Annotated in this window: 13 protein-coding genes; 4 read left to right on the top strand and 9 right to left on the bottom strand. The window is 63.6% G+C overall.

Translation table 11 applies throughout. The features are described 5' to 3' along the window. Window position 1: 1 nt before the first annotated feature. The 4 genes from GN330_RS21585 to GN330_RS21570 all read right to left on the bottom strand — a co-directional run bounded on the left by GN330_RS21585 (window position 2) and on the right by GN330_RS21570 (window position 3,762). Entirely contained in the window at window positions 2-379 is a 378-nt protein-coding gene (locus GN330_RS21585) for a Na+/H+ antiporter subunit C (RefSeq protein ID WP_156715476.1), read from the bottom strand. Further along, window positions 379-798 (bottom strand): Na+/H+ antiporter subunit B, encoded by a 420-nt coding sequence (locus tag GN330_RS21580; protein WP_156715473.1) that lies wholly within the window; start codon window positions 796-798, stop codon window positions 379-381. Before GN330_RS21580 ends, GN330_RS21585 begins: the two co-directional genes overlap by 1 nt. 1 nt (window position 799) lies before the next feature. Next, window positions 800-3,145: a putative monovalent cation/H+ antiporter subunit A gene (locus tag GN330_RS21575; protein WP_156715470.1), complete on the bottom strand. Its 2,346-nt coding sequence runs from the start codon at window positions 3,143-3,145 to the stop codon at window positions 800-802. A 248-nt stretch (window positions 3,146-3,393) separates the two neighbouring features. Further along, window positions 3,394-3,762: an SH3 domain-containing protein gene (locus tag GN330_RS21570; protein WP_246188803.1), complete on the bottom strand. Its 369-nt coding sequence runs from the start codon at window positions 3,760-3,762 to the stop codon at window positions 3,394-3,396. Between the two features lie 130 nt (window positions 3,763-3,892). On the opposite strand from GN330_RS21570, the gene GN330_RS21565 reads away from it, so the two are divergent. Together GN330_RS21565 and GN330_RS21560 are read left to right on the top strand one after the other, a co-directional pair. Beyond that, a complete protein-coding gene (locus GN330_RS21565; protein ID WP_156715468.1) occupies window positions 3,893-5,992 on the top strand; it encodes a S9 family peptidase in 2,100 nt (699 codons plus the stop codon). An 80-nt stretch (window positions 5,993-6,072) separates the two neighbouring features. Beyond that, complete coding sequence (locus tag GN330_RS21560) at window positions 6,073-6,393, top strand: hypothetical protein (RefSeq protein WP_156715466.1); 321 nt, start codon at window positions 6,073-6,075, stop codon at window positions 6,391-6,393. Between the two features lie 24 nt (window positions 6,394-6,417). Here the strand turns inward: GN330_RS21560 and GN330_RS21555 are convergent, their stop codons facing one another. From GN330_RS21555 to GN330_RS21540, 4 genes are all read right to left on the bottom strand, one after another. Beyond that, complete coding sequence (locus tag GN330_RS21555; RefSeq protein ID WP_156715464.1) at window positions 6,418-7,359, bottom strand: cytochrome c; 942 nt, start codon at window positions 7,357-7,359, stop codon at window positions 6,418-6,420. 14 nt (window positions 7,360-7,373) lie between these two features. After that, window positions 7,374-7,811: a c-type cytochrome gene (locus GN330_RS21550; protein ID WP_197435274.1), complete on the bottom strand. Its 438-nt coding sequence runs from the start codon at window positions 7,809-7,811 to the stop codon at window positions 7,374-7,376. 194 nt (window positions 7,812-8,005) lie between these two features. Further along, window positions 8,006-8,608 carry a superoxide dismutase gene (locus GN330_RS21545; protein WP_156715460.1) on the bottom strand — a complete coding sequence of 201 codons (603 nt, stop codon included), beginning with the start codon at window positions 8,606-8,608 and terminating at the stop codon, window positions 8,006-8,008. A gap of 106 nt (window positions 8,609-8,714) precedes the next feature. Further along, a complete protein-coding gene (locus GN330_RS21540; protein ID WP_156715458.1) occupies window positions 8,715-9,590 on the bottom strand; it encodes a branched-chain amino acid aminotransferase in 876 nt (291 codons plus the stop codon). Between the two features lie 147 nt (window positions 9,591-9,737). Between GN330_RS21540 and GN330_RS21535 the strand changes: the two genes are divergently transcribed. Together GN330_RS21535 and GN330_RS21530 are read left to right on the top strand one after the other, a co-directional pair. After that, window positions 9,738-10,400, top strand: coding sequence for a haloacid dehalogenase type II (locus GN330_RS21535; RefSeq protein ID WP_156715456.1), 663 nt, complete (start codon window positions 9,738-9,740; stop codon window positions 10,398-10,400). 198 nt (window positions 10,401-10,598) lie between these two features. Beyond that, window positions 10,599-11,303, top strand: a complete 705-nt coding sequence (locus GN330_RS21530) for a L,D-transpeptidase (RefSeq protein WP_425487194.1) — start codon at window positions 10,599-10,601, stop codon at window positions 11,301-11,303. A gap of 18 nt (window positions 11,304-11,321) precedes the next feature. Here the strand turns inward: GN330_RS21530 and GN330_RS21525 are convergent, their stop codons facing one another. Next, entirely contained in the window at window positions 11,322-12,893 is a 1,572-nt protein-coding gene (locus GN330_RS21525; RefSeq protein ID WP_156715452.1) for a helicase HerA-like C-terminal domain-containing protein, read from the bottom strand. Window positions 12,894-12,895 lie beyond the last annotated feature (2 nt).

Below are 12,895 nucleotides of genomic sequence, written 5' to 3'. Positions count from 1 at the left end.
GTCAGTATCCCATCGGCGGCGGACCCTCGCCATCGGGTTCGGCCACGCGCATCTCATCGGTGTCGTCGGTGCCGAGCTCCTGGTAGGCGCGATAGGCCAGAACCAAAAGGAAGGCGAAAAACGAAAACGAAATCACGATCGCCGTCAGGACGAGTGCTTGCGGCAGCGGATTGGCGACCGATTCGGGCGGCGTGTCGAAGCCGGCCGGTATGATCGGCGGCACCTCGCGCAACACCCGACCGGCGGCGAAGATAGTCATGTTGACGGCGTTGCCCAGGATCACGATGCCCAGAATCATCCGGATCGTGTGCTTGGACAGCATCAGATAGACTGCAACGGCGTAGAACAGCCCGACCAGGCCCGACAGCGCGGTTTCCATTACACCCGCTCCCGTTCTTCGAGCGCAAGCGCGATCGAGGTGACCGAGCCGACCACAACGAAATAAACCCCGATATCGAAAAACAGCACGGTCGACAGATCGACCGTCACGCCGAGGATTTCAGGCGACGTCCACAGTCCGGTGAGGAACGGCACGCCGAAAAACAGCGATGCGAAGCCGGACAGCGCCGCCAGGAACAGACCGAAGCCGGACAGCGCCATCGGATGGAAATAGAGCGCCCTGCGCACCGGCGAGACGCCGCAGGCGATGCCGTAGATTGCGAAGGCGGACGCGGCGATCAGGCCGCCGATGAAGCCGCCGCCGGGCTCGTTGTGGCCGCGCAGCAGCACGAACACCGAAAACAGCACCATCAGGCTGGTCAGATAGGGTGCGCTGGTGCGGAAGATGACGGTTCTCATCTCAGCCGCCTTCCTTGCCGTCTGCAGCCGGTTTCGGGACCCTGACGCGGATCAGGGCCAGGATCGCGAGCCCGGCGATCATGACGACGGCGATTTCGCCGAGCGTGTCGAGGCCGCGGAAATCGACCAGGATGACGTTCACCACGTTGCGCCCGTGCGCGATCACATAGGAATAGGTCTTGAAGAACTCCGACAGGCTGTCGTCGAACGGCATCTGGGTCACTTTCAGAATCAAAAGCCCGAAGCCGGCCCCGCACGCTGCCGCCACGGCGATGTCGAGCAGTTTTTCGTTGGTCGGCCGGTGATCGCTTGGATGCAGGCGCAGACGCGTCATCGCCAAGGCAAGAATGACCACCGACAACGTCTCGACCATGAACTGGGTGAACGACAGGTCGGGCGCACCCAACAGCATGAACAGCAGCGCCACCGCGAAACCCTGGATGCCCAGCGACACGATCGCCGTCAGCCGGTCCTGCGCGTAGACCACCGCGCCCAGGCCGATGGCGGCGATCGCGAGCACCGTCCATTCGTAAAACGGCAGGTTCGGCATGTCGGGCAGATCCGGCAATTCACCAAACACGGTCATCGGCGCCCACAGCGCCAGCGCGATAGCGATGAAGGTAACGGTCATATAGACCTCCATCCGCCCGCTCTGGATAATCCTCGTCACGCCGAAGGAGACGCGCAGCAACCCGCGGATCGTCTGGTCGAACCCACGATCCGGGCCCCAGCCGATCGCGGCGAGCAAGCCGGCTATCGCCGCGCGTGCCTGATCGAGGCGCCAATAGACGACGATACCCAAAACAACGGTCAGCACCGAAAGCACGAGCGGCAGGCTGACGTGCGGCACGACCGAAATGTGGACCGCGATGTCGCTGCCAGCGACCGCGCTCGCCATCGGGCTCGAGACAAAGTGATGCGCGGTTCCGGACAACAGCGCCGAGACAAGCCCGAGTGTGGCCAGCGCCAGTGGCCCGAGCCACAACAGCACCGACCCTTCATGGGCGTCCTTCGGCGTCGCCACGCGCGGGCCCAGGAACGGCTTCAGCGCCACCGCGAAACCGATCACCAGCATCAGCGCATTGCCGAGAATGGCGACCAGCGTGAACAGGCCGTGCCAGCCGTCCTGAAACTGCAGTGCGGCGTAGATCTCCTCCTTGGCCAGAAAGCCGAAGAAGGGCGGCAGCCCGCCCATCGACAGCGCTGCCAGAAGGGCGGCGGCGAAGGTGACCGGCATTGCCCGGCGCAAGCCGCCCAGCTTGGTGACGTCACGGGTGCCGCTCTCGTGGTCGATCACGCCGGCAACCATGAACAGCGTGCCCTTGAACAGGGAATGGGCGACGAGATAGAGCACCGCGCCCTCGACAGCCTTGTCGGAGCCGAGCCCGGTCAGCATGACCAGGATGCCGAGTGAGGCGACGGTGGTGTAGGCGAGCATCAGTTTCAGGTCCGTCTGGCGGATCGCCAGCAGCGTTCCGACGATCAGCGTCGTGCCGCCGAAGACCGGCAGCACGGTTTCCCAGGCATCCGTGCCGCCGAAGGCCGGGTTGAGCCGCATGACGAGATAGACGCCGGCCTTCACCATGGTCGCCGAGTGGAGATAGGCCGATACCGGTGTCGGCGCCTCCATCGCGTTTGGCAGCCAAAAGTGAAACGGAAACTGGGCCGACTTGGTGAAGGCGCCGCCCAGCACCAGCACAAGCGCCACCAGATACAAGGCGCTATGCCGCATGGTGTCGCCGGCGGCCAGCAGCCCGGAAAGCTCCGTTTCGCCGGTTGCGATCCATATCACCAGCAGGCCGGCCAGAAGCGACAGTCCGCCGAGACCGGTCACCACCAGCGCCTGGATGGCGGCGCGGCGCGAGGCCTCGCGCTTGTGGTCGAAGCCGATCAGCAGGAAGGAGGTGATCGAAGTCAGTTCCCAGAACACGAACAGGGTGAGGAAGGAATCGGAAACGACCAGCCCCTGCATCGCCCCCATGAACAAGAGGATGAAGGAAAAGAAACGTCCGAGTTGGGGATGACCCTTCAGATAACCGCCCGAATACAGAACGATCAGCGTGCCGATGCCCGAGATCAGCAGGGCGAAGGTCAGCGACAGGCCGTCGAGGAACCAGGAAAAGCGAATGTCGAGGCTGGGGATCCAGGAGTAGCCACCCGACACGGTGGCCCCGCCGGCGATCGTGTCGAGCAGCCCGGCGAAATGGAGGAAGATGAAGGCCGGCGCGATCGCCAGCACCCAGGCGGCGTTGTGTTTCAACACCCGTGTCAGGAACGGTGCGGCCAACGCGGCAAGAAACGGCAAGACTAGCGCGAAGAAGGTCAGCGATTGCGATCCGCTCGCCATTCAAAGGTCCTGTTTTCGCGCGAGCCCCCGCGCCGGTAATGCAATTCCGTCGTGACATAGCGGCTCGCCCTGCGCCGGGCAAGCGGATGCGGCGCCTGGCCGCGCTTGGCGAACGGGAAAATCCGCCGGCGGCGTGCGAAAAGACGCCAAAGCAACGGCGCCATTGGTAACGGCCTCAAACGGAACGGCCGGCTGTGGAAAACCTCAGCCGGCGCAGTTCGATACGCGACGGAGCGCGACAAAAAGCATCAATGGGGGCTGATATAGCGGCCGTAGACCCAACCGGTCGTCCAGTCACCGGTCTGCGTTGGATCGTGCCAGACCTCGCACCAGCGATAGCGCACGGCCTGCGACTGCTGCCAGGCGGAAAGCCCTGCGATGTCGTCGAGGGTGAGGCCCTTGGTACAGCGGCCGGTCATCTGCAGCGGCGTGCCGTTTGGATAGGCCGCCTGCTTCTGAGAATAGTTGGCCGGATATTTGCGCACATTGAGCGTGTCGCCCCACGGCACGTTGGCGACTTGCCAGCCAAAGAAGGCCGAAGCCCCGGCCTCGACGGCCTGGGCGCCGAGCGCGGTCGTCACGACAAGGGCGGCGGCGAGGCATTTGCGCATTAACATCGTTCCCTCCGGTTGCTGCCTGTTCAATTGATTGCGGGCCCGGAATGCCATAGCTGGGTTGAATACCGGCTGATTGGCCCGTTCATGTCGCGTTCAAGCCCCCACCCAATCCGCGTTTCGAGAAGGATCCATGGCGAAAACCGAAAGATTTCCGGATATTCCGGCTCCGAAGGCCGAACGACGCCCCGTCGAAACCAGCCATCACGGCATTACCCGCGTCGACGATTATGCCTGGCTGCGGGCGCAGAACTGGCAGCAGGTCTTTCGCGACCCGTCGACGCTGGCGGCCGACATCCGCGCCCATCTGGACACCGAGAACGCCTATCAGGCAGCGATGATGGGCGACACGGAAGCCCTGCAGAAAGCCTTATTTTCGGAGATGCGCGGCAGGATCAAGGAGGACGATTCCTCCGTTCCGATGCCGGACGGCCCCTATGCCTACGGCACGTCCTTCAAGACCGGCGGCCAGCAGCCGCGCTTCTTTCGCACGCCGCGCGAAGGCGGGGCGCACGACATGCTGCTCGACGGCGACGCCGAGGCCGAGGGCAAGACCTATTTCCGCCTCGGCAGCGCCGACCATTCGCCCGACCATGCCCGGCTGCTTTGGGGCTATGACGACAAGGGCTCGGAATTCTACGATCTCAAGGTGCGCGACCTCGAAACGGGCGCCGATCTTCCCGACCGGATTGCCGATACCGGCGGCGTCGGGGTCTGGGCGGCCGGCAATGACGGTTTTTTCTATACCCGGCTCGACGAAAACCACCGCCCGTCGAAAGTGCTTTTTCACCGTTTGGGAACCGATGCCGGCGCGGACCGCCTCGTCCACGAAGAGACCGACCCGGGCTTCTTCATGAATGTCGGCGGTACGCGCACGCAGGACTGGGTGTTCGTCGCCATCAACGATCACGAGACATCCGAATATCATGTCCTGCCTGCATCCGACCCGTCGGCTACGCCGAAATGCGTGCGCGCCCGCGAAACCGGCGTTCAATACGACCTGGAAGAAGGCGGCGACATTTTCTTCGTGCTCACCAATATCGGCGGCGCCAAGGATTTCAAGGTAATGACGGCGCCGGTCTCCGATCCCTCGGAGGCCAATTGGCGGGAGCTTATCGCGCACGAGCAGGGGCGGCTGATCCTGTCGATCATGGCGTTCCGCGATTTTCTCGTCCGCCTCGAGCGTAAGGACGGCCTGCCGCGCCTTGTCGTGTACGAACGCGAGACCGGTGAGGAGCATGTGGTCGCGTTCGAGGAAGAAGCTTATTCGCTCGGCCTCGTCGGATCGCTCGAATACGACACCGACACGATCCGGTTCGCCTATTCGTCGATGACCACGCCCTCGCAGGTCTTCGACTACAATATGCGCACGCGCGAACGGGTGCTGCGTAAGACCCAGGAGGTCCCGTCCGGCCACAACCCGGACGATTACGTGACACGGCGGCTGATGGCGCCCTCGCATGACGGCACGCTGGTGCCGGTTTCGCTGCTCTATCGCCGCGACACGCCGCTCGACGGCAGCGCGCCCTGCCTGCTCTACGGTTATGGCTCGTACGGCATCGCGATCCCGGCCTCCTTCAACACCAATTGCCTGTCCCTGGTCGACCGCGGCTTCATCTATGCGATCGCGCATGTGCGCGGCGGCAAGGACAAGGGTTATGCCTGGTACGAGGACGGCAAGCGCGACAGGAAGGCGAACACTTTCGAGGATTTCGTCGCCGCGGGCCGGTACCTTGCCGCCGAGAACTTCACCGCGCCCGGCCGCGTCGTCGCCCAGGGCGGCTCGGCCGGCGGCATGCTGATGGGCGCGGTCGCCAATATGGCGCCGGACCTGTTCGGCGGCATCATCGCCGAAGTGCCTTTCGTCGACGTTTTGGAGACCATGCTCGACGACACGCTGCCGCTGACCCCGCCCGAATGGCCGGAATGGGGCAATCCGATCATATCGGCTGACGACTACCGCACCATCGCCGCCTACTCGCCCTACGACAATGTCGGCGCCAAGGCCTATCCGCCGATCCTGGCTCTAGCCGGGCTGACCGATCCGCGCGTGACCTATTGGGAACCGGCGAAGTGGGTGGCGCGCCTACGCGACCGCAAGGCCGGAGACAATCCGGTACTTTTGCGCATCAACATGGAAGCCGGTCATGCCGGGGCGTCCGGGCGTTTCTCGCGGCTCGAGGAAATCGCCTATGCCTACGCCTTCGCTCTGAGGGTGATGGGGCGGGACTGAGTTGAATGGTTGCCAGGCGGCGGCGAATGGGCTTTGTTTTGTAGAAAGGGGCATATCGAACGTTTGCGAAGGAGCTCTCCATGATCCGCAACGCATATACGGCATTGTCCTGCCTGGCCGGTTCCCTGCTCTTGTCGGCGCTCACGCTTCCGGTCGTCGCCGGGGACATTGTCGAGCGGCCCGGCGAGCGGCCGCGCGAGATGCCCAACATATGCAGCCAATATCCCGACGACCCCTATTTCGGCAGCTTTCGCGGCATCGGCCAGAGAGGCATGTTCCGCGACCAGATGATCTTCGAGGCGGGCTGCTTTGCCAGCAAGGCGCGTTGCGAGGCGTGGCTTTACGCCATCCGCTCCGACCACAGTGCGGGCGAGAAGTCGGCCTACTGCAAGCCGCGATAGGCTGCTGATCGCGCGCCCGGCGGTTCAGTCGCGGGCGGGATAACCGTTCGGGCGCGGCGGCACCGCCTTGAGATAGGCCGCGATCGCCTCGCGATCCTCGGCCGGCAGCCGCGCCATGTTCTTCTGGACCGCGACCATGGCTCCGCCGACAGTGTCGAAATCGGGCGTGAAGCCCGATTCCAGATAATAAGCGATATCGCCAGCCGACCATGACAGGCCGCCCTCGCCGGCGGTGATGTTGGGCACGATGCCGTCGCCCTCGGCCGCGGCGGCGCCCGCCAGCCACTCATTCGTCTTCGATCCGCCGGTGAAGGCGCGCGGCGTATGGCATTCGCCGCAATGGCCCGGCCCCTCGACGAGATAGCGCCCCGCTCTCGTCTTATCGTCGGCGTCGGGACCAAGCGCGATCACCGGTTCGGGATCGAGGTAGAGCCGTTTCCAAAGCCCCAGCCCGCGGCGGATGGTGAACGGAAAGCCGAGCACGTGCCCCGGCGCAGCGCCCGGTACCGCCGGCAGGGTACGCATGAAGGCGTAAAGGTCGGCGATGTCGGCCGGGCGCATGCGCGCGTAGGAGGCGTAGGGAAAAGCCGGGTAATAATGGCTTCCGTCGGGCGCCACGCCGCGCAGCATGGCGTTGGCGAAATCGCCGGCCGACCAGCCGCCGATACCGTCTTGCTGGTCGCTCGAAATATTCGGCGCGACGAAGGTACCGAAGGGTGTTTTGAGTTCCAGCCCGCCGGCCAGTTCCAGGATCGCATCGCCCTCCGCGCCCGGCCGCGCATGACAGGAAGTGCAGCCCGCGGCCCAGAACACGCGCTCGCCGCGCGCGGCGTCGCCCTCGGGCAGCGCCGCAACGGTTTCCTGCGACAGCCGGTTCGGTCCGGAAAGGTAGAAAAGGACAAGCCCGCCCGCCACGCCAAGCACGACGACAACAAGGACGAGCCTGCCGAGGGTTGTTTTTGACAAGCTGGCCGGCCGGGTCAGTTTTTCTTCATGCGATAGTTTTCGTGGCAGCCGCCGCAGTTCTGACCGATCTTGCCGAGCGCGGCCTGCACGCCGGCCTGGTCGGCCGGCACGGCCGAAGCCACTTCGGCGACGTCGGCCTTCAGCTTGTCGGCGCGCTCCTGGAAGTCAGCCATATTCTCCCAGATCGCCGGCAGGGCCTCGGTTTCACCGGTCGTGCTGCCTTCGGGAAACAGGGCGGCGACATCGAGTTTCTGGGCGGCCTCGTTCAGGGCCGTCAGGTTTTGCTCGACCACGCCGGCGTCGAAGGCGTTTTCGCCCTTGGCGATCGCCGCGAGGGGACCGAGCGCCTTGCCCATCGACTTCATCACCGCCTGGCGATCCTCGACGGCGCCAGCAAACGACAACGACGCCGTCACCGCAAGCAACGCGCCTGCCACAAACAATCTCTTCATCAACCATCCTCCAGGGTGTTCAGGGGAAGAAATCAAAGGCGTTACAGCGTGATAATGGCCGAGAAACGGTTCACGCGTCATCACGCTTGTGTGAAAGTCGGCACCGCCCCGGTCAACAGACTGTCAACAAAAACGGACCCCGGCCGGAACCGGGATCCGTTGCATTGGACACAAACGCGTTCGCGGCGGCCTGTTCAGCCGGCCGCCTTTTCGTAGCATTCGAGCACATAATCCCAGTTGATGAGATTATCGACAAAGGCCTCGAGATATTTCGGCCGCGCGTTGCGGTAGTCGATATAGTAGGAGTGTTCCCACACATCGACGCCAAGGATCGGCGATGCGCCGTGCACCAGCGGATTCTCGCCGTTCGGCGTCTTCATGATTTCCAGCTTGCCGTTCTTCACAGCAAGCCAGGCCCAGCCCGAGCCGAACTGGGTGGTGCCGGCATTGATGAAATCGGCGCGGAACTTGTCATAACCGCCCAGATCGCTGTCGACGGCCGCCTGCAGCTTGCCCGGCAGGCTCTTGCCGCCGCCGCCGCCCTTCATCCATTTCCAGAAATGGATGTGGTTGTAGTGCTGTCCGGCATTGTTGAACAGGCCCGCATTCTTGCCGTGCGACTGCTTGACGATCTCCTCCAGCGAAAGCCCGTCCATGCCGGCCTCGGCAGCCAGCTTGTTGCCGTTGTCGACATAGGCCTTGTGGTGTTTGTCGTGATGATATTCGAGCGTCTCGCGCGACATATAGGGTTGGAGCGCCTCGTAGTCATAGGGCAGGTCCGGCAATTCAAAAGCCATCGTCAATCTCCTTTTTCAAACACGAACGGGTTGTTGCTTTCAGTTAAGCTCCCTGCCCCGCTTGCGCAACGGGCCTGGCCCAACGTTGTCTTGTCAGGGTCGGACCCTAGACGGTGATCGAGTGCGCCCACTCCCAGTATAGCGCGCGCACGCGTTCGGCGACGGGACCGGGCTGCAGACGCCGGTCCTCGATCTGGATAACGGGAACCACCTTGGAATGGTTGCCGGTGGAAAAAATTTCATCGGCATTGAGGAAATCGCCAACACTCAGCGTTTTTTCGGTCACGCGCATTCCGGCCGCGCCGAGCAGGGCGATGGCACGCGCCCTGGTGATCCCGGACAGGAAGGTGCCGTTGGCGATCGGTGTGAACACTTCGCCGTCCTTGACGAGAAAGATGTTCGACGTGCCGGTTTCGGCGACATTGCCCAACATGTCGAGCACGAGCGCATTGTCGAAACCGCGCGATTTGGCCTCGATGATGGCGCGGCCATTGTTGGGATAAAGGCAGCCGGCCTTGGCGTTTGTCGGCATCGTCTCCAGCGTCGGACGGCGGAACGGCGACACTGTGACCGAAAAGCCGGACGGCGAGATCATCGGCGCCTCGTACAGGCACAGGCAAAACCGGGTCGAATCGGGTTCGGCCGGAACTCCCATATAGCCGCCATGCTCGGCCCAGTACATCGGCCGGATATAGACCGCCGTCTTGCCGTCGAACTTCTTCAGCCCGTCCATCGTCAGGCCGAGAATCTCCTCGGGCGTAAAAGTCGGCTTCAATCCGAGCGCGATCGCCGAGGCGTTGACCCGCTCGCAATGCCGGTCGAGATCAGGCGCCACGCCCTCGAACCAGCGTGCGCCGTCGAACACGGTCGTGCCGAGCCACATGGCATGGCTGCGCGGCCCGATGATGGGGAAATTGCCTTCATGCCAGTCGCCGTCGAGATAGGTCCAGGTCAGCGACTGCGCGCTCGTATCAACAGCCATGATTGGAACGTCCTTTGTTGCTGACCTATGGATAGCCGTTCATGCCGTGGCGTCAATCGCCTGTGCCGGAACACCGATTGCGCCAACCCACCCTTGACCCGATCCGGCCCATCGGATCAAGTCTTTCCAACCGGGGAACCAATGCCCATGCGCCACTCTGCCTTCATTTTCGACGCCTACGGCACGCTGTTCGACGTCCATGCCGCCGTGCGCCGCCATGCCGGGGCGGTCGGGCCGGATGGCCAATTATTATCCGAAATCTGGCGCGCCAAGCAGCTCGAATATTCCTGGGTCCGTACTATGATGGGAGCCTTCGTCGATTTCTGGCAATTAACCGAGCAGGCGCTCGACCATGCTTTCGAGCGCGTTCCCTCGGCCGACCGGGCGGCGCGGCAGGACCTGCTCGACGCCTATTGGCGGCTCGACTGCTATCCGGAAGTGCCGTTGGTCCTGAAGGCGCTCAAGGCGGAGGGAGCAAGGGTGGCGGTGTTGTCGAACGGCTCGCGCGCCATGCTGGAAGCGGCGGTGAAGTCCGCGGGTCTCGATCTGGTGCTCGACGACATTTTTTCCGTGGACGACATCGGACGCTTCAAGACCGATCCCGCCGTCTATGACATGGCCACCACCGCCTGGCGGCTTTACCCGCAAGCCGTCTCGTTCCAATCCTCCAACCGTTGGGACATTGCCGGCGCCACCAAATTCGGATTCCGTACCGTATGGATCAATCGCGCCGGCCAGCCGGACGAATATCGTGACTACCCCCCGGCCCTGATTCTGCCGTCGCTCGACGGCCTGGTCGAAACCCGCTGAGGCCTCGAACGCCTGTTGCATGAACGCAACAGTCAGGCCGTCGCCACAAGGCTGCCTTTGTTTTTTCACCCCGTGGCCGCATTCGATCAGGCATATCAGCCCGGCGGGAGGAAATGTTCGGCGTGCCGGACGTTGAATCGTTTCTAGTGGCTTTCTTTGCGAGGTAGCATGTCCGGCCGATATCACAAGTCCGCGCCCATGACGCGGCGCTCACTTCTTTCCGGCGCGGCGGCCGGTGCCGCGTCGTTCGCGCTGGCGTCATGTACGACCACGAGCGGCATCCCTCCCGCGAACAAGCCGAAGGAAGATGTCGAGTTGGGCTCGGCCTTCGGCAGTTACGCCACCATGTACGCACCGATCACCGATGGCGGCTTCGATGTTCCGGCGGTTCCGATCGACAAGATGGAACGCCGCTATCTGCGCCGGCTGGTTCCCGACCCGACTGGAGAGCGCCCCGGCACCGTCGTGGTCGATACCTCGGGCCACTTCCTTTATCTGGTGCGCGAAAACGGCCAGGCGATCCGATACGGCGTCGGCCTTGGCCGCGCGGGCTTCGAATGGTCGGGGCGCGCCGTTATCCAGTGGAAGCGCAAATGGCCGAAATGGACTCCGCCGGACGAGATGATCGCACGCAAGCCGGAGCTGGAAAAATACAGCGTCCGCAATGGCGGCATGGAGCCCGGACTGATGAACCCGCTCGGCGCGCGCGCGCTTTACATCTTCCAGGACGGTGTCGACACGCTTTACCGGGTTCACGGCTCGCCGGAATGGTGGACCATCGGCAAGTCGGTTTCGTCGGGTTGCGTGCGCATGCTCAACCAGGACGTGATGGACCTTTACGATCGTGTGCCCAACCGCACACCGATCCTGGTCACCTCGGGCATTTCACCGGCGGTTTCCTGACCGAAACCCGCCGGGCCGTCAGCGCCCCCGCTTGAGACTGCCGAGAATGCCGCGCACCAGGGCGCGGCCGAGCGAGGAACCGACCGAACGCACCACCGACTTGACGGCGGCCTCGGTCACGCTCTGACGATTGGAGCTGCGGCTGCGTGTGGTCTTGCGCTTTGTCGTGCGTGCTCGCCGATCGTCGTCGCGATCGTCGAAATCCGGCAGGGTCCAGCGCGTGCGTGCCTCTCCGCGGTCCTCCTCCTCGTCGCGGCGCGTCGCCTCCTCCTCGGCGCGGGCGGCTTCGGCCGCCCGCTTCTGCAGTTTCTCGAAGGCCGATTCTCGGTCGATCGGCGTGTCGTACTGGCCGGCGACGGGGCTGATCGCGCTGATTTTTTCGCGTTCGGCTTCCGAGATCGGTCCCAGCCTGGACGAGGGCGGCCGGATCAGCGTGCGTTGCACCATGGACGGCACTCCCTTGGCCTCGAGTGTCGACACCAGCGCCTCGCCGACACCGAGCTGCGTGATCGCGGTGGCGCAGTCGAAATCGGGATTGGGCCGGAAGGTTTCGGCCGCCGTCTTCACCGCCTTCTGCTCGCGCGGCGTGTAGGCGCGCAGTGCGTGCTGGATACGATTGCCGAGCTGGGACAGGACCGTCTCGGGCACATCGAGCGGGTTCTGCGTCACGAAATAGACGCCGACGCCTTTCGAGCGGATAAGACGCACGACCTGCTCGACGCGATCGAGAAGGATTTTCGGCGCCTCGTCGAACAACAGATGCGCCTCGTCGAAAAAGAACACCAGACGCGGCCGCTCGGGATCGCCGACCTCGGGCAGGACTTCGAACAGTTCCGACAGGAGCCACAACAGAAAGGTCGCATATAGCCGGGGATTCATCATCAGCCGGTCGGCCGCCAAAACGCTGATGGCGCCGCGCCCGTCGCGAGTCGTGCGCATCAGATCGTCGATGCGCAATGCCGGCTCGCCGAAGAAATGCTTACCTCCCTGTTGTTCCAGGACCAGTAGCGAACGCTGGATGGCGCCGACCGAGGCCTTGCTGACATTGCCATAGACCTTGCTGATCTCGTCGGCCCGCTCGGCGATGTTGACCAGCATCGCCTGCAGATCCTTCATGTCGAGCAGCAGCAGGCCTTCCTCATCGGCGATGCGGAAGGCGATGTTGATCACGCCTTCTTGCGCATCGGTCAGGTTCATCAGGCGCGACAGCAGGAGCGGCCCCATCTCCGACACGGTCGCGCGGATCGGGTGTCCTTTCTCGCCGAACAAGTCCCAGAAAATCACCGGGAATTCCTGGAATTCATAGGGATCGAGCCTGATCGTCTCGGCGCGCTTGGTCAGAAAATCCTTCGTCTCCCCAATCGCGGCGATGCCGGACAGGTCGCCCTTGACGTCGGCACAGAAGACCGGAACGCCGGCATTGGAAAACGCTTCGGCCAAGATCTGCAAGGTCACCGTCTTGCCGGTACCCGTCGCGCCGGTGACTAGGCCGTGGCGATTGGCGTATTTCAGCAATAGCCGTTCGGCCGCCTGATAGCTGTCGTCGGGTTTGCGACTGGCTCCGATAAAAAGGCTGTCGTCCTGCGCCATGC

Origin of the sequence: Nitratireductor arenosus (assembly GCF_009742725.1) — a bacterium.
GTDB lineage: Bacteria > Pseudomonadota > Alphaproteobacteria > Rhizobiales > Rhizobiaceae > Mangrovimarina > Mangrovimarina arenosa.
This window is presented reverse-complemented; position numbering and strand designations above follow the sequence as displayed.

Bases quoted from the DNA above. Each gene is read 5' to 3' on its own strand.
- GN330_RS21530 (WP_425487194.1), top strand. From the start codon at position 10,599: ATGACGCGGCGCTCACTTCTTTCCGGCGCGGCGGCCGGTGCCGCGTCG.
- GN330_RS21525 (WP_156715452.1), bottom strand. From the start codon at position 12,893: ATGGCGCAGGACGACAGCCTTTTTATCGGAGCCAGTCGCAAACCCGAC.
- GN330_RS21545 (WP_156715460.1), bottom strand. From the start codon at position 8,608: ATGGCTTTTGAATTGCCGGACCTGCCCTATGACTACGAGGCGCTCCAA.
- GN330_RS21585 (WP_156715476.1), bottom strand. From the start codon at position 379: ATGGAAACCGCGCTGTCGGGCCTGGTCGGGCTGTTCTACGCCGTTGCA.
- GN330_RS21535 (WP_156715456.1), top strand. From the start codon at position 9,738: ATGCGCCACTCTGCCTTCATTTTCGACGCCTACGGCACGCTGTTCGAC.
- GN330_RS21540 (WP_156715458.1), bottom strand. From the start codon at position 9,590: ATGGCTGTTGATACGAGCGCGCAGTCGCTGACCTGGACCTATCTCGAC.
- GN330_RS21550 (WP_197435274.1), bottom strand. From the start codon at position 7,811: ATGAAGAGATTGTTTGTGGCAGGCGCGTTGCTTGCGGTGACGGCGTCG.
- GN330_RS21565 (WP_156715468.1), top strand. From the start codon at position 3,893: ATGGCGAAAACCGAAAGATTTCCGGATATTCCGGCTCCGAAGGCCGAA.
- GN330_RS21560 (WP_156715466.1), top strand. From the start codon at position 6,073: ATGATCCGCAACGCATATACGGCATTGTCCTGCCTGGCCGGTTCCCTG.
- GN330_RS21570 (WP_246188803.1), bottom strand. From the start codon at position 3,762: ATGTTAATGCGCAAATGCCTCGCCGCCGCCCTTGTCGTGACGACCGCG.
- GN330_RS21575 (WP_156715470.1), bottom strand. From the start codon at position 3,145: ATGGCGAGCGGATCGCAATCGCTGACCTTCTTCGCGCTAGTCTTGCCG.
- GN330_RS21580 (WP_156715473.1), bottom strand. From the start codon at position 798: ATGAGAACCGTCATCTTCCGCACCAGCGCACCCTATCTGACCAGCCTG.